Genomic DNA, 19465 nt, shown 5'->3' with positions numbered 1-19465 from the left:
GGTCTCTCCTTTGTGGACTGTTTCAGGCGACGGACACCGCGCGGGGCACGGGAACTCCGCCGGCACACGGGGTGAGCTGCAGCAGCGTGTCGCCGCGCAGTCCCCGGCGCAGGGTCTCGACGCCGACGAGGTCGGCCGCGGCGATGTTGCCGAGGTTGACCTCCGGGCCGATCGCGCGGATCAGCTCCACCTGCAGGTCCTTGGTGGGCGCCTCGAACAGCAGGCGGGTGGCGTCCACCCGTGCCAGCACGGCGCGCAGCACGTCGTCACGCAGGTGCCCGTCCGGGCGGGCCATCCCGCTGCGGCCGCTCTCGCGGGTCTCGGTGATCACCAGCTCCGCGCCGGCGTCGAGGTCCTCGCGGATCGCGCCCACCCAGTCGCCGGGGGTGAGGCGCGCGGAGCGGTCCGCGTCCTTGTAGCCGACCTCCGAGAGCACCGGCCGGTGCTGCGCCATCCGCCGCACGCACGCGGCCTTGCCGTGCTGGTCCAGCGGGATCGTGCCGTTGGACACCTCGATGTGCGTGGCGCCGGTGCGCTCGACGAGCGACAGGTACTCGCCGAGGCGGTCCTGCACGAGGTACCACTCGAACAGCGTGCCGCCGAAGTAGAACCCGATCCCGGCCTCCCGCAGCACGGCGATCTTGTGGTCCAGCTGCTTCGTGACCAGCGCGGTGCCCCAGCCGAACTTGACCAGGCCGACGTACTCGCCGTGGCTGGCGATCACGTCGGTGAACAGGCCCGTCGGCAGTCCCGGGTCGATCATCATCGTGGTGCGGGTCATCGGGCTCCTCCTGAGTTCGCGAGCGCGAGGTCTTCGCGCGGCCGGGCGGGAACGGGCCGGGCGCGGCGCGCCCGGGCCCGGCCGGTGAGCGCGAGGCTCACCGGTGTGCGCCGGGCGGCGGCGGTCACCAGCCCGGACACGAGGTAGAGCAGGGGCAGCAGCACCAGCACGAGCACCGCGAGCACCACGGCGTTCGGCACGGTCTGGGCGAAATCGACCAGCCCGGCGGCGGTGGCCCCGAGCAACGCGCCCTGCAGCACGAGCGGGTGCAGCAGGTAGATGCCGAAGGACGCGTCCGAGGTGGCGCGCACGACCTTCTCGCCGGGGCGGCTGGTTTCCTGCCACAGCAGCCCGGCGGCGAGGAACGCCCACGCGACCGCGACGCTTTCGGCCGCCACCACCGGCTGGAACACCATGCTCGCCTGCAGCGGCGGCTGCCCGAGGACGTCGACGTGCACCAGGTAGACGACGACGCTCAGCGCGACCAGGGCCGCGCAGCCGGCGAAGACGGTCCGGACGTGCTGCCGCGTCCACGCGACGAGCGCCTCCCGGTGCCAGGCGGCGATCGCGCCCGCCAGCACGTAGCCGAGGTAGCTGGGCAGCAGCGCGTCCGGCGCGTGCACCCAGCCCGACAGCGGGCCGAGGTCCCAGTTCTGCTGGACGGCGTAGGCGAACGTCAGCTGAAAGGCCGCGGCTACCGCCAGCAGTGCGCCGTGCCACCGCTGCGTGGCCCGCAGCAGCGCGCGGACCAGGGGGAACACCAGGTAGATCTGCATCGAGACGAGCAGGAAGTACAGGTGGTAGCGCGCGGTGCCGGTGAGCAGCTGCTGCACCAGGTTCGCCCCGAGGAACGGCGCGCCGTTGGCGAAGAAGTACAGCACCGTCCACACGAGGTACGGCACGGCGACGAACAGGAACCGCCGCCGCCAGAACCGCGGCCACCGCACCTTCTTCCGCCCCGTGCTGTAGGTCAGCACGAACGCGGTGAGCAGGAAGAACACCTCGCGGCTGACGTGGAAGACCATGCCGAGCGCGCCGTCGAGCACCGTCGGCTCCACCGGCGCGAGCGCCAGCACGTGCGTGCCGATGACGAGCCCCACGGTGAGCACGCGGACGACGTCGACGTAGTGCAGATGTTCGCCGCGTCCGCTCACCGGTTGCCCGCCAGCTCCGCCCGCAGGGCCCGGCGCAGCACCTTGCCGGTGGGCCCGGTGGGCAGCGCGTCGGTGACCTCGACGACGGCGGGCCGCTTGTAGCGGGCGAGCCGCTGCTCGCACCAGACGGTCAGGGACCGGCGCAGCGCCTCGGCGTCCGGGCCGCGCGTGGTCACGAACGCGACGGGCACCTGCCCGAGGCGCTCGTGCGGGGCGCCGACCACCGCGACCGCGGCCACACCGGGGTGCGCGAGCAGCACGTTCTCCACTTCCTGCGGGTAGATCTTCTCGCCGCCGCGGTTGATCACGTCGTCCGCGCGCCCGGCCAGGCGCAGGAACCCGGCCTCGTCGCGGACGCCGACGTCCCCGGTGCGCAGCCAGCCGTCCGCGGCGCGCGCGGGCCGCGTGCGCTCGGGCGCGTGCTCGTCGAGCTCCAGGTACTCGCTCACGATCTGCGGCCCGCGCAGCAGTACCTCGCCCTCCTCGCCAGGTGCGACCTCGGCGCCGTCCGGACCGGCGACGACCAGCTCCAGCTCGACGGGCAGGCCCACCGACCCCGCGCGGCGCCGCGCCGGGTCGAGGGGGTTCGCGGTGATCTGCCCGGCGGCCTCGGACATGCCGTAGGTCTCCAGCACCCCGACGCCGGTGTGCGCGGCGAAGGCCGCGGCGGTGGCGGGCGGCAGCGGCGCGGAGGCCGAGCGGGCGAAGCGGATCCGCTCGGCGAGCCATGACGGCGGCGCCGGGCGCGTGGCGAGCGAGGCGAGGACCGCCGGGACGGCGTTGAGCCAGGTGGGCCGGTGCCGCTCGACGCGCGACCAGTACTCCCCGGCGTCGAAACGCCGGTCGATCACCAGGGAGGCGCCGCTCACCACGGTCGCGAGCAGGCCCATCACCTGAGCGTTGACGTGGAACAGCGGCAGCGGTGTGTAGCCGCGCTCACCGGGGACGAAGCCGTGGTGCCGGGCGACGCGCCCGGCGGCGTGCAGCAGCTGCCACTCGGTGAGCGGAATGCCCTTGGGGCGCCCGGTGGTGCCGGAGCTGGTGAGCAGGACCGCGGGCCGCAGCGCGGCGGCGTCGCTGGGCCGGTTCGCCGTGGTGGCGGACCAGATCCGCCGTGGTCCGGCGAGGTCCACGAGCACGGTGTCGAGCTCGGCGTGAATGGCGTCCGGCTGGTCGGTGGCGAGCACGTCGACCCGCAGCCGGGCCAGGGTGGCGGACAGCTCCGCGGGTGTCAGGCGCGGGTCGACGGGCGCGGCCGTCAGTCCCGCGGCGAGGCAGCCGAGGTACGCGGCGGTGAAGGCCAGCGGATCGGCGACGACCAGCCCGACGCGGCTGCCGGGCTCGGCGATCCCGGGCCACCGCGTGGCGTGCTCCGCCACCGCGCGCCAGGTCAGTGCCCGCTCGTCCTCCCCGGAGAGGAACGCGAGGGACTCCGCCTGCTCGCGTGCCCGGGTGGACAGTAACCGGGACACAATCGCCATGAAGCCCTCCACACACGCTTTCTCGTCGAACACGGGCGAGTCTGGTCATCGTTCCTAGGTGCCCGCTGGCAGCGTTCTGAGAGACACCTGAGAAGTTGAACGTTCTTACGCCTTCTTCGCGGCGCGCGAGGGACACTCCGGACCATGGAATCGGTGCGTCACCAGCGCTTCCGGCGGGCAACAGGACAAATGCGACGGTTGTTCCCCGTTCTCGTGGCGTTCGTTCTGGCGGCGTGTGCCTCCCCGGCCGCCGGTGGCACGCCGGGGCATTCGGCGACGGCGCGGCCGGCGGTCACGGCGGGCACCACCACGGTGTCGCGCCAGCTCACCGTGGACGGGACGAAGCGGACGTACCTCGCCATCGGGTCTTCCTTGCGGCACAAGGGACTTCCGTTGCTGATCGTGCTGCACGGGCGGGGCATCACGGCGCAGCAGGAGTCCACCAGGACCGGGTTCCTGCCCTACGCCGAGCGCGGGCTGGTGAACCTCGTCTATCCACTCGGGATCTCCGAGTCGTGGAACGCCGGACACGGCTGCTGCGGGGTGGCGGGCCGGCAAGGCGTGCACGACACGGCCTTTCTCACGCAGCTCGTTTCGGACGCCTCGCAGTATTTCGACAGCGATCGGCGTCGCATTTATCTCGTGGGGTACAGCAATGGGGCGAAGCTGTCGTTCGAGGAGGTTTGCGGGCATCCGGGGCTTTTCGCCGGTCTCGCGACCTACGGCGCCGTCCCGCTGGCCGCCTGCCCGGCGGGGCAACCGGTTTCGGCTCTGCTGACGGCGGGCACGGCGGATCCGTACGTGCGCACCGAGCACAACTCGCCGAGCGCGGTCGCGGCCCTGAACGACGCCGTCGCGCAGTGGCAGCGCCGCAACGGCTGCACGGGAACCCCGGTCGTGCGGCACACGGGCCCGCTGACCCTCACGACGTGGACCGGGTGCCGCGGGGGCACCGAACTGGCCTCGGGTGTCTACTCAGGACTGACGCACTACTGGCCGGTCGCCACCCACACCTCGGCCCCCTACACGACGCCCGTGGGAGACCAAGCCGCGGCGGCGACGGTGATGTGGGACTTCCTCAGCCGCCAGCGGCTGGCCTGAGCGCTCACTGCGCGTCGAACAACGCGCTCACCGACTCGCCGTTGTGGATGCGGCGCATCGCCTCCGCCAGCGCGGGCGCGATCGACAGCACCGTGAGCTTCGGCGCCACCTCGTCCGGCTCCACCGGGACCGTGTTGGTGCACACGATCTCCAGCACGTCCGGCTGGTCGCCGATCCGCTTGAGGGCGCCGTCGGAGAACAGCCCGTGCGTGCACGCCACCCGGACCGACCGTGCGCCCAGCTCCCGCAGCCGCGCCAGCACCTCCAGCACCGTGCTGCCCCGCGCGATCTCGTCGTCGAGCACGATCACGTCCCGGCCGGCGACGTCACCGATGATCGAGCTGATCGCCACCCGGTCGTCGGCGAACCGCTCCTTCGCGCCCGCCGCCACCGGCACGCCGAGCAACCGCGCGAAGTGCGACGCGGGCTTGGCGTTGCCGAGGTCGGGCGAGACGACGGTGGTGTTGCTCAGGTCGTACCGGCGGAAGTGCCCGGCCAGCTCACGCAGCGCGTGCAGGTGGTCGACCGGGATGCTGAAGAAGCCGTGCACCTGCGGCGAGTGCAGCGTCATCGCGAGCACCCGGTTCGCGCCCGCGGTCACCAGCAGGTCCGCCACCAGCCGGCCGCCGATCGAGATGCGCGGCGCGTCCTTCTTGTCCGAGCGCGCGTACGCGTAGTGCGGCATGACCACCGTCGTGCGCCCGGCCGACGCCCCGCGCGCCGCGTCGAGCATCAGCAGCAGCTCGACCAGGTGCTCCTGCACCGGCGCGACGATCGGCTGGATGAGGAACACGTCGCGCTCGCGGCAGTTCGCCTGCAGCTGCACCTCGAGGCAGTCGTTGGCGAACCGGCGGACGCTGACGGGATGCAGCTCGACGCCGAGGTTCGCACAGATCTCCTCGGCCAGCTCGGGATGGGCACTACCGCTGAAAACGGCGATCTCGCGCACGCAGAGAATGCTACCCGCGCTCCCATGGGGTATCCCTGGTGCGTGATCCCCGTCCACGACGTCAACCCGCTGCGCCGCACCCCGTGGCTGACCTACGCCCTGGTCGCGGCCAACGTGGTCGTGTTCCTGCTGATGCCGTCCGCCGCGCACACCCTCGTCGGGCACACCTCCGCCGCGCAGCTGTGCGACCTGCAGGCGTTCGTGGAGCGCTGGGGCGCCGTGCCGCGCGAGCTGCTGCGCAACCAGGAACCCGCCCTCGTGCCGACCGGCCGCGCGGTGCTGACCCCACAGGGCGCGGGCTGCCTGCTCGGCCCGCCCGGCTACGCGAAGTCGCCCGTGCTGTCGGTGCTGACGGCGATGTTCCTGCACTCCAGCTGGACGCACCTGCTGGGCAACATGCTGTTCCTCGCGATCTTCGGCAACAACATCGAGGACCGGCTGGGCCGCGTGCGGTTCCTGCTGTTCTACCTGGTGTGCGGGTACGCCGCGGGCTACGGTTTCGCGCTGACCGACCCGTCGTCCACGCAGCCGCTCGTCGGCGCGTCCGGGGCGATCGCGGGCGTGCTCGGCGCGTACCTCGTGATCTACCCGCGGGCCCGGGTGTGGGGCCTGATCCCGGTGCTGTTCTTCCTGCCGCTGCGCGTGCCGGCGTGGCTGATGCTCGGCATGTGGTTCGTGCTGCAGGCGTTCTACGCGACCGGCTACGGCACGGCGCAGGCGGGTTCGGTCGCCTACGCCGCGCACGTCGCCGGGTTCCTCGTGGGTGCGCTGCTGGGCTTCACCCTGCGGCGGCGCCCTGCTCGCGGCGCTCCCGGGCGAGCCGGGCCGGCACGTTGAACCCGACCAGCAGCGCCGTGACCAGCGTCAGGCCGCCGGCCAGCCAGATCAGCGCGGGGCCGAGCCCGATGTGCGCCGACACCTGGGCCCCGGCGAGCGGGGCGACCGCGCCGCCGAGGGCGCCGACGTTGTAGGTGAACCCGAGGCTCGCGGCCCGCACCCGGACGGGGAAGTGGTCGCCGATGTACTTCGGCAGCAGGCCGGAGATGCCCGAGCTGGTGGCCTGCAGGGCGAACAGCAGCACCCACACCGCGACGATCCCGGCCCCGCCGAGGGCGAACGCGGGGAACACGAACACCAGCGACAGCACGAGGCCGCCGACGTAGGTGGTCCGCGTGCCGAACCGGTCGCCGAGCGAGCCCGCCAGGCACGAGCCGAGGGCGTAGCCGAGGCCGGCCCACGTGAGCGCGTTCGCGACCTGGCCCGCGTTGTAGTGCAGGTCGGTCTTGAGGTAGGTCGGCAGCAGGGACTGGATCGGCCACGAGTACAGGAAGGCGCAGAACACCGTCGCCATGAGTGCCACGGCCATCGCCCAGGAGCGGCCGCTGACCTGCACCGCGAACGCGACGAAACCGAGCACGCACAACGCGATGTACAGCGGGTACAGCGAGCCCGCGTGGCCGGAGAAGATCAGCACGAGGCTGACCGCGATGACGACCCCGATGACCACGTTGGCGGCGGTCCAGCGGCGGTCGAGCAGGACGGTGGCGCTGGTGCTGCCCTCGGCGCGGGTGGCCACCTGCTCGGTCCAGTCGTGCGCTTCGGGCAGGGCGCGGCGCAGCCACAGCGCGACGAGCACCGGGATGATCCCGATCCAGAACAGCCAGCGCCAGCCGAGGTGGGGGACGACGAGGTCGTAGGCGCGGGCGGCGAGGATCGTGCCGATCGGGTAGGCCGACAGCAGGAAGCCGCTCGCGCGGTTGCGCAGGTGTTTCGGCCAGCTCTCCAGGACGTACGTGCTGCTGGAGCCGTACTCGCCCGCCATGCCGATGCCGACGACCGCGCGGAAGGCGAACAGCGCCCAGTAGCTCCAGGCGAACCCGCACAGCGCGGTGCCGACGGCGTAGCAGCAGATGCTGAGGATCATGGCGGGGCGGCGGCCGAAGCGGTCGCCGAAGGCGCCGAGGGCGAGGCCGCCGAACCAGCGCGACACGAACGCCGCCGAGACGAGCGTCGCGGCGGCGGCGAGCGACAGGTGGAACTCGGCGCGGATCTCGGTCAGGACCAGCGTGATGATCACGAAGTCGAAGCCGTCGAGCAGGTAGCCCAGCCAGGCCGAGCTGAACGCCTTCCACTGGCCCGGGCCGAGCTGCCGGTACCAGGGGACGGGGGTGGTGCTCATGGTCACCTCTTCGTCGAGGAATTGGTAGGACGTTGGACGTCGTATGATGCGCCAGTACGCTAGCTCACACGTCGAAGCGAGGGCAAGAGTGCGCACCACACGCAGCCAGGAGCTGGTCGACTCCATCATCGAGCTGATCGACCGCCGCCGGCTGCGGGCCGGCGACCCGCTGCCGCCGGAGCCGCGGCTGATGGAGGAGTTCGGCGTGGCGCGGAACTCGGTGCGGGAGGCGCTGCGGACGTTGCAGGCGCTGGGGATCGTGGAGATCCGGCACGGGTACGGGACGTTCGTGGGGGATGCCAGCATGGCGGCGCTGAGCCCGTCGCTGCTGTTCCGGACGAGGACCCGCTCGCGGGACGACCTGCGGGGGCTCAGTGATCTGCTGGAGGTGCGGCAGATCCTGGAGACGGAGCTGGCGTGCCGGGCGGTGGGGGACGGGAAGCTGCTGGCGGAGCTGGGGGAGTGCGTGGACCGGATGGCGGACCCGGCCACCGCGGCGGCCGCCGACCGGCGCTTCCACGAGCTCATCGGCGAAGCGGCGGGCAACGAGCTGGCGCTGGAGCTGATCCGGTTGTTCTGGGACGTGTACCGGCAGACCGAGTCGCTGATCGGCGCCCCCACCTCCCGCCCGGAAGGCCTGGTCGCCAAGCACGAGGACATCCTGGCGGCCATCGCCGGCGGTGACGCGGCCGCGATCGGCCAGGCGGTGAGCCGCCACTTCGACGAGATCCGGAGACGCATCGAGGCGGGGTGAGCCGGGGTCGGGGGTTCGGGTGGGTTTGGTGGGCGGCCGGGGGGCGGCGGGCTTGGCTCGGCCGTCGGATGACTTCGCCTCGGTTGGCCGGAGCCGGGTCTGGGCCGCGGCGTGATCTGGCAGCCCCGCAGCGGGATCCGGCTAGCGGTCGTGCGCGTCACGTGGCTGCTGCCTGGCCTGGCCAGTCGGAGTTGGGCCTGGCTGCGGCGTGATCTAGGCAGCCCGCAGCGGGATCCGGCTAGCGGTCGCGTGCGTCACGTGGCTGCTGCCTGGCCTGGCCAGCCGGAGTCGAGGCTGGCCAGTCGCGGCCGCACCCAGCCTGCGGCAGCCGGGCCTGTCAGCGGAAGTCCCGGCCTCGCCATTGCTGCCGGGCCTACTTCGCCGGAGCCGAAACCAGCCCACCGCAGGCGGATCCAGTCGGGCGTAGCCAGCGGCAGCCGGGCGTCGCCAGCCTCCGGCCAACTCGCCCAGCCGCCGCCCGGCTCGCCTGCCACCCGGCGTCGGCCGCCGGGGCTCGAATTGATCGCGAGTGGCGGTGCGCCGTGACATTGACGCCCATTCGCTGGTCGCTGCAATTTGCTGCAGGGAGCTTTTCCAAGGTAGCGGCTCTGGTAATTCTGCTATTTCACGCTGTTCCGATTGTTCGCATTGCGAACCGCCGGAGGGCGCGTTCCTGCTTCGATCGCAATTGGCGACCCGATTGATTTCTCCCCCGGCCGGGTGGTCGACATTTTCCCTTTCCGGAAATCGCGCCTCGGGCGAGAGCGGATGGGGCCGTCTTGACCCGAGTCGGGCGAGGCGCCTAGCCTGGACATAGGACGTCCAACGTCCTATGTCACCTCGTCAACGATCGGAGTTCCATGCCTGCCCCTGTCCTGGACCACGGAGTCGTCCCGCCCTTGTGCACGCCCCTCACGCCGGAGCGTGACCTGGACGTGCCCTCACTGGAGCGGCTCGTCGGGTTCCTGCTCGACGCCGGGGTGCACGGGCTGTTCGTCACCGGCTCCACGGGCGAGGTGGCGTACCTCCCGGACGAGGTGCGCTACCGGACGTTGGACGTCGTCGCCGGTGCCGTGGCCGGGCAGGTGCCCGTGCTCGCCGGGATCGTCGACACCACCACGGCCCGCGTCATCGGCCACGCCCGTGCCTCGAAGGAGCACGGCGCGCAGGCCCTCGTCGCGACCGCGCCGTTCTACGCACCCACCGCGCCGGTCGAGTTCCCCGGCCACTTCCGCGCCATCCGGGCCGCCGTCGACCTGCCGCTGGTGGCCTACGACATCCCGGGGTCGGTGCACGCCAAGCTCCCACCCGAGGTCGTCGCGGAGCTCGCCGCCGACGGGACGCTCGACGGGCTCAAGGACTCCAGCGGTGACCTCGACGGTTCCCGCACCGTGCTCGAACTGACCGGTGACACGGACTTCCGCGTGTTCACCGGCTCCGAGACGATGGCCGACGTCGCCCTGTTCCTCGGTTCGCACGGGCTGGTGCCGGGGCTGGGCAACGTCGACCCGCACGGCTACGTCCGCCTCTACGAAGCCGCCCGCCGGGGTGACTGGGTCGCCGCCGCGGCGGAGCAGCGCAGGCTGCGGGCACTCTTCCGGATGGTCGAGGTGGGCGGGACGCGCGTGGGGCCGTACGCCTCCGCGATCGGCGCCTTCAAGCACGCGCTCGTCGCCCGCGGGATCCTCGCCTCCGGCACGACGAGCCTGCCGATGCAGCCCCTCGACGACCGCGAACAGTCCACAGTGGACACCCTGCTCGCCGACGCCGGACTGCTCGACGGCCCGGCCTGAGGCGAGGCCACCGGCGGTCCTGCGTGCCCGGGAGAGGCTGGGGAACGTGGCGGGAGTCGGCCGAGCGCCGAGAGCGAGGCTGCGGCGGGAATGGGGCGTGGGCTGGGCCTGCGGCGGGAACGGGGCGTGGGCTGCGGCGGGGAACGTGGCGGGAGTCGACCGAGCGCCGAGAGCGAGGCTGCGGCGGGAACGGGGCGCGGGCAAGGCCGAGGTGGCTGGGCTTGAGCTGTGGCGAGGAACAGGGCGTGGGCGAGTGACGTGAGCCGTCGGAGTGGCGTGGGCAGGGCCGAGGGGTCGAGGTGGCGGGGCTTGGGGCTGCGGCGGAGAGCGGGTCGAGGGCCAGTGCGACGCGACCTGAGCCGCCGGAGGGCTGCCGACAGGGCGGAGGGGTCGGGAGGGCTGGGCCTGCGGCGGGAACGGGCGGAGGCGGGCCGGAACTCGCGGTGTCCACCGGAGACCGGCAAGGGGGAAGTGGCCTGAACCTCCTGGGTATCCGCGACCTCAGGCTGCAGGGATCAGCGGTTCAACCGTGCTGCCGACCCCCGGCCTCCCGCCGCCCCGTCACACCCGCCGCCCCGCCAGACCCGGTGACACGATGTCCGCCGCCAGGGGGGCAACCGCCGTGAGGATCTGGGTCACCAGCTCCCGCGGGACGCCCGCGTCCCGCAGGGACTCCGCCAGCAGCCCGGCCACCCGGTCGAACTGGGCCTGCCCGATGCCGCGCCCGCGGTGGGCCTCCTTCATGCTCTGGCCCTCGTACAGGTCCGGCCCGCCGAGCGCCCCCGCGAAGAACTCCACCTGCCTGCCCTTCAGGCGCGGCAGGTTGGCGCCCGCGAAGAACACCTTCAGGTCCTCGTCGGCGAGCACGCGGTCGTAGAAGTCCTCCACCACGGCACTGATGGCCTCCTGTCCGCCGATCTGCTCGTAGATGCTCGTCATGGCTGCCTCCGGTCGGGTGGGGTGAACTGGGTGAGCTTGTCGATCTCCTGCGCGAACGCGTCGGACGCCGCGTGCAGCTGGACCTGCACCGCGTGGCAGAACGCGCGCAGCCAGGCCAGGCGGCGTTCCAGCTCCTCGACCTCCGCAGCGTGGTGCTGCCCCGCCTCGGCGCGGTACACCCGCACCGCGTCCTGCGCCGCGACCTCCGCGCGCTGCTCGGCGTCCCGCAGCAACGTCATCGCCTGGCGGCGCGCGTCCCCGGTCAGCCTCCGGCAGTGCGCCTCCGCCTGCGCGATGTACGCCTCCGCCTGCAGCTGCGCCTCGGACAGCAGCGCCACGGCCTCGACGTCGACCTGCCGCGGCAGCAGCACGGGGTCCACGTTCTCGCCGTGGCTGCGGTACCAGTCGCGCAGCCGCTCGACCTCCGCGCGCAGGCGCATGTTCTCCGCCTCGCCCGCGGCGATCTCCTCGGCGAGCCGGTGCCGGAACAGTTCCACCTCGTCCGGGTCGATCCCGCGCCGGCCCAGCGGGGACTTGCTGAAGGTGATGCTGCGGATCCGTTCGGGGGTGAGGATCCGCCGGGCGGCGGGCTGCCGCTGGTCGTCGGCCTGCAGTGTCATGCCGGGTAGTCCTTATCCCCTCGTCAAGAAGCCGATCCCGGTCTCCACCGGGTCCTGGTAACCGGAGAAGTCCTCCCACCGCACGCGTTCGGCGTCGACGCCCGCGTCCCGCAGGAGGCCGCGCGTCGTGGTCACCATCGCCGGTGAACCGCACACGTACACCTCCTGGTCGTGCCACGGCCCGTGGCGCAGGGCGATCTCGCCGGCCTCGCCGCGCGGGCCGGGGAACCGCGGGTCGTCCGAGACGACCGGGGTCACCCGCAGCCGCGGCTGCGCCGCGGAAAGCGCTTGCAGCGCCGGCAGGTCGTACAGTTCGCGTGCCGTGCGGGCACCCGTGAACAGGTGCGCCCGGCGGGGGAAGGACTCGTCGGCGATCTGGCCGAGCAGCGCCTTGAACGGCGCGAGCCCGGTGCCCCCCGAGATCAGCACGACGTCCTGGGCGTGGTCGAGCGTGAGCCGCGAACCGACCGGTGAGCCCAGCCGCAGCACGTCGCCCGGCCCGACCGCCTGGACGAGCGCGGAGCTGACCGCCCCGCCGTCGACCATGCGGACGTGCAGCTCCAGCAGGTTGTCCTCCCGCGGCGCGTTCGCCGGGGAGAAGTACCGCCAGATCCGGGGCCGCAGCGCGGTTTCCACCGCGACGCTCTGCCCCGGCCGGTACCGCAGCGGCCGGTCGGTCCGCAGCGTGAGCACCGCGATGTCGAGGCCGCGCCGCTCGTGCCGCACGACCTCCGCGTTCCACCAGGGCGGCGCGGTGTGCGCACCCTCGCGGGCCGCGGCCACCATGACGTCGGCGACGAGCTTGTAGGCGGCTGTCCAGTCTTCGGCGAGCTCCGGGGTCCAGTCATCGGCCAGGAAGTGCTCCAGCGTCGTGAGCAGCGCCTGCCCGACCGCCGGGTAGTGGTCCGGCGTCACGGAGAACTTGCGGTGGTCGCGGCCCAGCTGCTGCAGGAACGGGACCGCGGACTCCAGGTCGTCGACCGAGGCGACGACCCGCCCCAGCGCCCGCACCAGCTTGTCCCGCTGGGCGGACATGCCCGCCGGAAACATCTCGCGCAGGTGCGGATGGGTGAGGAACAAGGTCGAATAGAAGAACAACGGTACGCCGCCGCCGAAACCCGCGACCGTGTTCCAGCTGCTGCGCAGCCGAGCCGTGTCCACAGTGGATCTTGATTCCCTTCGTGCCGGTGGGAGCGGAAAAGTGTGCCGGTTCGGGCGACTCGCGGAACAGCGTAATCGGGTCGCAATTTGCATTCAAGACCTTGCGGGCACTGGGAAAAAGTCACCAGTCCGCATTCCGGTGTGGCCGCGGGCAACGCTCACCGAGCGTCGAATTCCGGCATTGCGCACAGTGATGCGGGGAATTGACATGGGAAATCGTTTGTACGGTTCGTGTACACGGTTGCCGGAACCTTCTCCGGCATGACGCGTGCACAGATCCGGCGGACGGCCGGGAGAACGGCGGCGGTCGTGGTGGCCGCCGCGGGGGTGCTGCTCGCCGGAGCCCTGCCCGCGGGCGCGGCGGTGAGCGGCACCGTACAGACCGCCGGCGACCCGCTCACCGTGCGGCGGGCGCCCAGCACGAGCGCGACCGCGGTGCGCACGGTCGCCAACGGGACGACGGTGGCGATCGACTGCCAGACGACGGGCACCTCCGTCGCGGGCCCGCTCGGCACCACCACCCTGTGGGACTACGTGCCCGCGCTGGGCGGCTACCTGTCCGACGGCTACGTCAAGACCGGCTCGGACGGCCGGGTCGCGCCCGACTGCGGGGTCGGCAGCGGCAGCGCCGAGTGCAGCTCCGGCTCCTGCGCGGGGGAGGGGCAGTTCCGGGCCTCCGACGCGCACTTCCTGGTCTACGACAAGGAAGCCGACGGCAAGTCGGCCGTCGTCGCCTACTGGCTCGCCGGCGGCGCGGGCCCGTTCTACGCCTGGAACTCCGGCGGCTCGGGCACGAACACCGACCGCGCGACGGGAGCCGGCTCCGGCGACTGGATCTACTACAAGGTCTGCGTCGCGGACTACTCCGCCACTCCCACTCTCCAGAACTGCAGCGGCGGCCTGACCGACTACGCCGCCTGACCGACGAAGGAGAACGCACCCATGGGTCAGGTCAACCGCAGGTCCGTCCTGCTCGGCGGGCTCGCCACCGCGACCGTCGCCGCGACGGCCTCGCTGCCGTCCTGGGCGGCCGCCCGCACCGCGGCCGCCGCCCCCGCCATCCACGACCCGTTCCAGCTGGGCGTCGCCTCCGGTGACCCGCTGCCGGACAGCGTCGTGCTGTGGACCCGGCTCGCGCCGGCGCCGCTGAACCCCGACGGCTTCGGCGGAATGCCCGACGCCACCTACGACGTCGCCTGGGAGGTCGCGAACGACGAGGCGTTCACCTCGATCGTGCAGAGCGGCACCGTGTCGACGACGCGGGCGGCGGCACACAGCGTGCACGTCGAACCGGCCGGGCTGGAACCGGCACGCGAGTACTTCTACCGCTTCCGCAGCGCCGGGTACATCTCACCGGTCGGCCGGACGCGCACCGCGCCCGCGGCGGGCGCGGCGGTCAGCCAGCTGAAGTACTGCTTCGGCTCCTGCCAGCACTGGGAGGAGGGCTTCTACCACGCCCACCGCGGCATCGTCGCCGACGATCCGGACCTCGTGCTGTTCCTCGGCGACTACATCTACGAGAAGCCCTCCGGGCAGGCGGCGAGCCTCAAGGCACGCGGGCTCGCGGTGCCCGACGACACCACGACGCTCGCGATCTACCGCGCCCGGCACGGCCAGCACAAGACCGACGCGAACCTGCAGGCCGCGCACGCCGCGGCGCCGTGGCTCGTCGTGTTCGACGACCACGAGGTCATGAACAACTGGAACGGGACCACGAGCCCCGCCAGCGCGGCGCGCAAGGCCGCCGGGTTCCAGGCGTTCTACGAGCACATGCCGATCCGCTCGACCGCCAAGCCCAGCGGCAGCACCATCCAGTTGTACCGGCAGTTCCTGTGGGGGAACCTCGCGCGCTTCCACATGCTCGACACGCGCCAGTACCGCAGCGCGCAGGCGACCGGCACCGCGTGCACCGTCTACCGGGACACCAGCCGCACGATCACCGGCAGCGCGCAGGAGCAGTGGCTGCTCAACGCCTTCGGCACCCACCCCGCGACGTGGGACTTCCTGGGGCAGCAGGTGTTCTTCGCCCAGCGCGACGGCGACGGCGACAAGTCCACCTGCGACGATCCCGACTCCTGGGACGGCTACGAGGCTTCCCGCAACCGGATCACGCAGGGCTGGGTCGACCGGGGCGTGCCGAACCCCGTCGTGCTCACCGGCGACGTGCACCGGCACTGGGCGGCCGACCTGCGCCAGGACTACTTCGATCACTCCGGCCCGATCGTCGGCTCGGAGCTGGTGGCCACGTCGGTCTCGACCTACACCGACGCCACGGCACCGTCCTCGGCGTGGCTCGCCAACAACCCGCACATCAAGTACTGCCAGAACAAGCGCGGGTACGTCCGGGTCACCGCGACGCCGGGGCAGCTGAAGGCCGACTTCCGGGTCGTGTCCAGTGTGCTGGAGCCCGACCCGGCGAAGGTCACGGTGTCGACGGACAGGTCGTTCGTCCTGCAGGCGGGGCAGCGGGGCCTGCAGGCGGCGTGAGGGGAGCCAGCGGCCGGGACGCCCTCCCGGCCGCTGTGCCCCGCGGTCACCGCCCGGCGGCGTAGCCCTGCATGCCGCGGGGGTTCGCGGCGGCCGCGAGCACGCCGGTCTCCGGATCCCGCGCCACCGCGCACAACCGGCCTTCGGACCAGGCGTCGCCCACCGTCACGTCGTGTCCGCGGCCACGCAGCGCGCCGATCACGTCGTCACCGATCCGCGATTCCACGGTCACCCCGCCGGGCACCATGCCCCGCGGGTAGAACGAGCCGGGGAAGCTGTCGGTGTGCCAGTTCGGCGCGTCGATCGCGCCCTGCAGGTCGAGCCCGCCGCGCACCTTTCCGCGCAGCGCCACGGCGAGGAAGAAGTGCAGGTTCCACTGGTCCTGCTGGTCGCCGCCGGGAGTGCCGAACGCCAGCACCGGCACGCCGTCACGCAGGGCGAGCGACGGGCTCAGCGTGGTGCGCGGGCGCTTCCCCGGTGCCAGGGAGTTCGGCAGCCCGGGGTCGAGCCAGGCCATCTGCAAGCGGGTGCCGAGCGGGAAGCCGAGTCCCGGGATCACGGGGTTGGACTGCAGCCAGCCGCCGCTCGGCGTGGCGGCCACCATGTTGCCCCAGCGGTCCACGACGTCGACGTGGCACGTGTCGCCGCGCGTCGCGCCGTTCTCGGCCACGGTCGGTTCGCCCGCGCCGGCCGGGGTGCGGATCTCGCCGCCCGCGGCGACGAACCGGGCGTGCTCGCTCAGCCGTGGCTCCCGGCCGTCCGGGCTGCCCGGGCGCAGCTCGCGCGAGGCGTACTCGCCGATCAGCCTGCGCCGGGATTCGTTGTAGGCGGGGGAAAGCAGCGTCTCCAGCGAGACGTCCGCGCTGTCGCCGTACCAGGCTTCGCGGTCGGCCATCGCGAGCTTCGTGCCCTCGACGAGCGTGTGGTAGTAGTCCGGTGTGGCGTAGTCCAGCTCGCCGGGCAGGAGCGCGAGCTGCTGCAGGAACACCGGTCCCTGGCTCCACAGCCCGGCCTTCGCGATCGTCCAGCCGTGCCAGTCGTAGGTGACGGGATCCTCGTAGGTGGCGGAAAACGCGGCGAGGTCGTCCCCGGTGAGGGTGCCCGCGTGCCGCTCGCCGGAAGTGTCCATAGTGGACTTCGCGGCGAACCCGGCGATCGCCTCGGCGACGAAGCCCTCGCGCCACGTCCTGCGTGCCGCCTCGATCTGGTGCTCCCGGTCGCCGCCCGCGGCCTCGGCCTCTGTGAGCAGCCGCTGCCACGTCCGCGCGAGCGCCGGGTTCTTCAGCAGCTCGCCCGGCGCGGGTGCCCTGCCGCCGGGCAGGTAGACCTCGGCGGAGGTGGTCCACTCGGTCTCGAACAGCTCACGGACGGTGTCGATCGTCGCGCCGATGCGCTCGACCGCCGGCACCCCGTGCTCGGCGTATCCGATGGCGTAGCGCAGCACCTCGCGCAGGGACTTCGTGCCGTGGTCGCGCAACAGCAGCAGCCACGCGTCGACCGCGCCGGGCACCGCGGCCGCCAGCGGGCCAGTGCCGGGCACGAGGTCGAGGCCGAGCGAGGTGTAGTGCTCGATGGCCGCACCGGCCGGGGCCGGGCCCTGCCCGCACAGCACGCGCGGGGGCTGCCCGGCGGGCGCCAGGAGGATCGGGACCTCGCCGCCGGGCCCGTTGAGGTGCGGCTCGGCGACGTGCAGCACGAAGGCGGCGGCCACGGCCGCGTCGTAGGCGTTCCCGCCGTCCTCGAGCACCGCCATGGCGGTGGCCGAGGCGAGCCAGTGGGTGGACGAGACCATGCCGAAGGTGCCCTGCAACGTGGGACGCGTCTGGAACATGCTCCCAGTCTCGCGTCCGGCACCGGCCGCCGTCCAAGAGCGGTTCCGCTGCGGCGCGTGCCCTTCTGGTCACGCTCGGGACCCCATCGCCCCTGCGCACCGCCCGGTTCCGGTCCGATCGGGGGACTGTTACCAGAACGTGAACACTCTTCGCGTCTGAATCGATCTAGAAATCTTCCGCACACCGGCCTCCGGGACGTATGTTGTCGCACACAACATTCAAATGTTGCCGACCACAACATTTCCCTAGGGGACGCAATGAAGCGGAGAAAGACCCTTGCCCTGCTGGCCGCCGGGACGGGCGTGGCCCTGGCGCTGACGGCCTGCGGGGCGAACAGTTCCAGCGGCGGCTCGGGCAGCGGTGACCAGGGCGGAAGCTCGAACGGCGGCCCGAAGGTGGGCGTCATCCTCCCGGAGACCGCGACTTCCGCCCGGTGGGCCGGGTTCGACCAGCCCATGCTGCAGGCCGCGCTGACGAAGGCGGGCCTGAGCCCGATCATCGAGAACGCGCAGGGTGACAACCAGAAGTTCTCGCAGTACGCCGACAGCATGCTGAGCCAGGGCGTCAAGGCCCTGATCATCGCCGCGCCGAGCGGGGACGTCGGCGCGACGGTGGAGCAGAAGGCCGCGCAGCAGGGCGTCCCGGTCATCGACTACGACCGGCTCAACCTGGGCGGCAGCGCCAACTACTACGTCAGCTTCGACAACACGAAGGTCGGCGAGCTGCAGGGCCAGGCGCTCGCGGACGCGCTGAAGGGCAAGCAGGGCGCGCAGGTCATCGAGATCGAGGGCTCGCCGACGGACAACAACGCGACCCTGTTCCACAACGGGCAGGAGAACATCGTCGGCCCGCTCTACACCTCGGGCGCGCTGAAGAAGGTCGCCAGCCAGGCCATCGACGGCTGGGACAACCAGAAGGGCGGCCAGACCTTCGAGCAGCTGCTCTCGGCCAACGGGGGCAAGGTGGACGGCGTGCTCGCGGCCAACGACGGCCTCGCCGGCGCCATCATCACGGTGCTGCAGAAGAACGGCCTCGCCGGCAAGGTCCCGGTGACCGGGCAGGACGCCAGCGCCGCGGGCCTGACCGCGATCCTCGCGGGCACCCAGTACTCGACGGTGTTCAAGCCGATCCAGCAGGAGGCCGACGCCGCCGCGCAGCTGGCCGCCGCGCTGGTCAAGGGCGACACCGCGAGCGCCGACAAGATCGCCACGGCGTCCTCGTCGGACCCGAAGAACAACCGTACCGTCAAGTCGGTGCTGCTCCAGCCGCAGACGATCACGAAGCAGAACGTCAAGCTCGTGGTCGACCAGGGCTACGTGAAGGCCAGTGAGGTCTGCACGGCCGAGGTCGCCGCGGCCTGCACCCAGCTGGGTATTTCCTGACCCTCGCAGCGACTGCGGGGAAGTGCCGGGAACGGTGCTTCCCCGCAGTGCTGCCCCCAACGATGTGGAGGTACCGCGGTGAACGAGCCGATCCTCGCGCTGCGCGGTGTGAACAAGAGTTTCGGCCCGGTCCACGTGCTGCACGACGTGGACCTGACGGTGCGCCCGGGGGAGGTGACCGCGCTCGTCGGCGACAACGGTGCCGGCAAGTCGACGCTCGTCAAGTGCATCGCGGGCATCCACGGCATCGACAGCGGTGAAGTGCTGTTCAACGGCGAGTCCGTGCAGATCCACAACCCGCGCGAGGCCGCCGCGCTGGGCATCGAGGTCGTCTACCAGGACCTCGCGCTCGCCGACAACCTGGACATCGTGCAGAACATGTTCCTCGGCCGCGAGCGCACGGCCAGGGGACTGCTCGACGAGGCGTCGATGGAGCTCGACGCGCGCAAGACCCTGGCCTCGCTGTCGGTCCGCACGGTGAAGTCGGTGCGCACGCCGGTCGCGTCGCTGTCCGGTGGCCAGCGCCAGACCGTCGCCATCGCCAAGGCCGTGCTGTGGAACAGCAAGGTGGTGCTGCTCGACGAGCCCACCGCCGCGCTGGGCGTGGCCCAGACGCGCCAGGTGCTCGACCTGGTGCGGCGGCTGGCCGAGCAGGGCCTCGGCGTGGTCCTGATCAGCCACAACATGAACGACGTGTTCGAGGTCGCCGACCGCATCGCGGTGCTCTACCTCGGCCGGCTCGCCGCCGACGTGGCGACCAAGGACGTCACCAACAACCAGGTGGTCGAGCTGATCACCGCCGGCCGGTCGGGCGAGCTCGGCCTGGCCCGGCCCGAAGTCGCGGCTGTGTAG

General features: G+C 72.1%; 17 protein-coding genes. 8 read left to right on the top strand and 9 right to left on the bottom strand.

Annotated features, from left to right (window positions below):
* Positions 1-22: 22 nt before the first annotated feature.
* The 3 genes from FHX82_RS32890 to FHX82_RS32880 are packed head-to-tail and all read right to left on the bottom strand — an operon-like array spanning position 23 to position 3416.
* Complete coding sequence (locus FHX82_RS32890) at positions 23-781, bottom strand: phosphosulfolactate synthase (protein ID WP_145935166.1); 759 nt, start codon at positions 779-781, stop codon at positions 23-25.
* Complete coding sequence (locus FHX82_RS32885; RefSeq protein WP_183176982.1) at positions 778-1935, bottom strand: acyltransferase family protein; 1158 nt, start codon at positions 1933-1935, stop codon at positions 778-780. Before FHX82_RS32885 ends, FHX82_RS32890 begins: the two co-directional genes overlap by 4 nt.
* Positions 1932-3416 (bottom strand): class I adenylate-forming enzyme family protein, encoded by a 1485-nt coding sequence (locus FHX82_RS32880; protein WP_145935164.1) that lies wholly within the window; start codon positions 3414-3416, stop codon positions 1932-1934. Before FHX82_RS32880 ends, FHX82_RS32885 begins: the two co-directional genes overlap by 4 nt.
* A 213-nt stretch (positions 3417-3629) precedes the next feature.
* Between FHX82_RS32880 and FHX82_RS32875 the strand changes: the two genes are divergently transcribed.
* Complete coding sequence (locus FHX82_RS32875; RefSeq protein WP_145935163.1) at positions 3630-4517, top strand: CE1 family esterase; 888 nt, start codon at positions 3630-3632, stop codon at positions 4515-4517.
* Positions 4518-4521: 4 nt separating this feature from the next.
* Here FHX82_RS32875 and FHX82_RS32870 read toward each other — a convergent pair whose 3' ends face one another.
* Entirely contained in the window at positions 4522-5466 is a 945-nt protein-coding gene (locus tag FHX82_RS32870; protein ID WP_145935162.1) for a ribose-phosphate diphosphokinase, read from the bottom strand.
* Between the two features lie 24 nt (positions 5467-5490).
* Here FHX82_RS32870 and FHX82_RS37465 point away from each other — a divergent pair, with 24 nt between their 5' ends.
* Entirely contained in the window at positions 5491-6303 is an 813-nt protein-coding gene (locus FHX82_RS37465; protein ID WP_145935161.1) for a rhomboid family intramembrane serine protease, read from the top strand.
* Here FHX82_RS37465 and FHX82_RS32860 read toward each other — a convergent pair.
* Complete coding sequence (locus FHX82_RS32860; protein WP_145935160.1) at positions 6245-7645, bottom strand: sialate:H+ symport family MFS transporter; 1401 nt, start codon at positions 7643-7645, stop codon at positions 6245-6247. The two genes, FHX82_RS37465 and FHX82_RS32860, sit on opposite strands and share 59 nt — an antisense overlap.
* An 88-nt stretch (positions 7646-7733) precedes the next feature.
* Here FHX82_RS32860 and FHX82_RS32855 point away from each other — a divergent pair, with 88 nt between their 5' ends.
* Both FHX82_RS32855 and FHX82_RS32850 read left to right on the top strand, forming a co-directional pair.
* On the top strand, positions 7734-8399 hold the full coding sequence (locus FHX82_RS32855; protein WP_183176981.1) for a FadR/GntR family transcriptional regulator: 666 nt from the start codon (positions 7734-7736) through the stop codon (positions 8397-8399).
* A gap of 860 nt (positions 8400-9259) precedes the next feature.
* The gene (locus FHX82_RS32850; protein WP_145939372.1) at positions 9260-10192 is read left to right on the top strand and encodes a dihydrodipicolinate synthase family protein; all 933 of its coding nucleotides are present in this window, start codon (positions 9260-9262) and stop codon (positions 10190-10192) included.
* Positions 10193-10753: 561 nt separating this feature from the next.
* Here FHX82_RS32850 and FHX82_RS32845 read toward each other — a convergent pair.
* From FHX82_RS32845 to FHX82_RS32835, 3 genes are read right to left on the bottom strand one after another with little or no spacing between them, the layout of a single operon-like run.
* Positions 10754-11131 (bottom strand): group I truncated hemoglobin, encoded by a 378-nt coding sequence (locus tag FHX82_RS32845; protein ID WP_183176980.1) that lies wholly within the window; start codon positions 11129-11131, stop codon positions 10754-10756.
* Positions 11128-11751, bottom strand: coding sequence for a DivIVA domain-containing protein (locus FHX82_RS32840; RefSeq protein ID WP_145938619.1), 624 nt, complete (start codon positions 11749-11751; stop codon positions 11128-11130). Before FHX82_RS32840 ends, FHX82_RS32845 begins: the two co-directional genes overlap by 4 nt.
* 12 nt (positions 11752-11763) lie before the next feature.
* Positions 11764-12912, bottom strand: a complete 1149-nt coding sequence (locus FHX82_RS32835; protein ID WP_145938620.1) for a globin domain-containing protein — start codon at positions 12910-12912, stop codon at positions 11764-11766.
* 261 nt (positions 12913-13173) lie between these two features.
* On the opposite strand from FHX82_RS32835, the gene FHX82_RS32830 reads away from it, so the two are divergent.
* Together FHX82_RS32830 and FHX82_RS32825 are read left to right on the top strand one after the other, a co-directional pair.
* Complete coding sequence (locus FHX82_RS32830) at positions 13174-13833, top strand: SH3 domain-containing protein (protein ID WP_145938621.1); 660 nt, start codon at positions 13174-13176, stop codon at positions 13831-13833.
* A gap of 21 nt (positions 13834-13854) precedes the next feature.
* Complete coding sequence (locus tag FHX82_RS32825; protein ID WP_145938622.1) at positions 13855-15399, top strand: alkaline phosphatase D family protein; 1545 nt, start codon at positions 13855-13857, stop codon at positions 15397-15399.
* 46 nt (positions 15400-15445) lie between these two features.
* On the opposite strand, the gene FHX82_RS32820 is transcribed toward FHX82_RS32825, so the two are convergent.
* Complete coding sequence (locus tag FHX82_RS32820) at positions 15446-17230, bottom strand: gamma-glutamyltransferase family protein (RefSeq protein ID WP_145938623.1); 1785 nt, start codon at positions 17228-17230, stop codon at positions 15446-15448.
* A gap of 258 nt (positions 17231-17488) precedes the next feature.
* Between FHX82_RS32820 and FHX82_RS32815 the strand changes: the two genes are divergently transcribed.
* Together FHX82_RS32815 and FHX82_RS32810 are read left to right on the top strand one after the other, a co-directional pair.
* Positions 17489-18613 carry a sugar ABC transporter substrate-binding protein gene (locus tag FHX82_RS32815; RefSeq protein ID WP_145938624.1) on the top strand — a complete coding sequence of 375 codons (1125 nt, stop codon included), beginning with the start codon at positions 17489-17491 and terminating at the stop codon, positions 18611-18613.
* A 78-nt stretch (positions 18614-18691) separates the two neighbouring features.
* Positions 18692-19465 (top strand): ATP-binding cassette domain-containing protein, encoded by a 774-nt coding sequence (locus FHX82_RS32810; RefSeq protein ID WP_145938625.1) that lies wholly within the window; start codon positions 18692-18694, stop codon positions 19463-19465.

It is taken from the genome of Amycolatopsis bartoniae, from assembly GCF_014191255.1.
In the GTDB taxonomy this organism is placed as follows: Bacteria; Actinomycetota; Actinomycetes; order Mycobacteriales; family Pseudonocardiaceae; genus Amycolatopsis_E; species Amycolatopsis_E bartoniae.
This window is presented reverse-complemented; position numbering and strand designations above follow the sequence as displayed.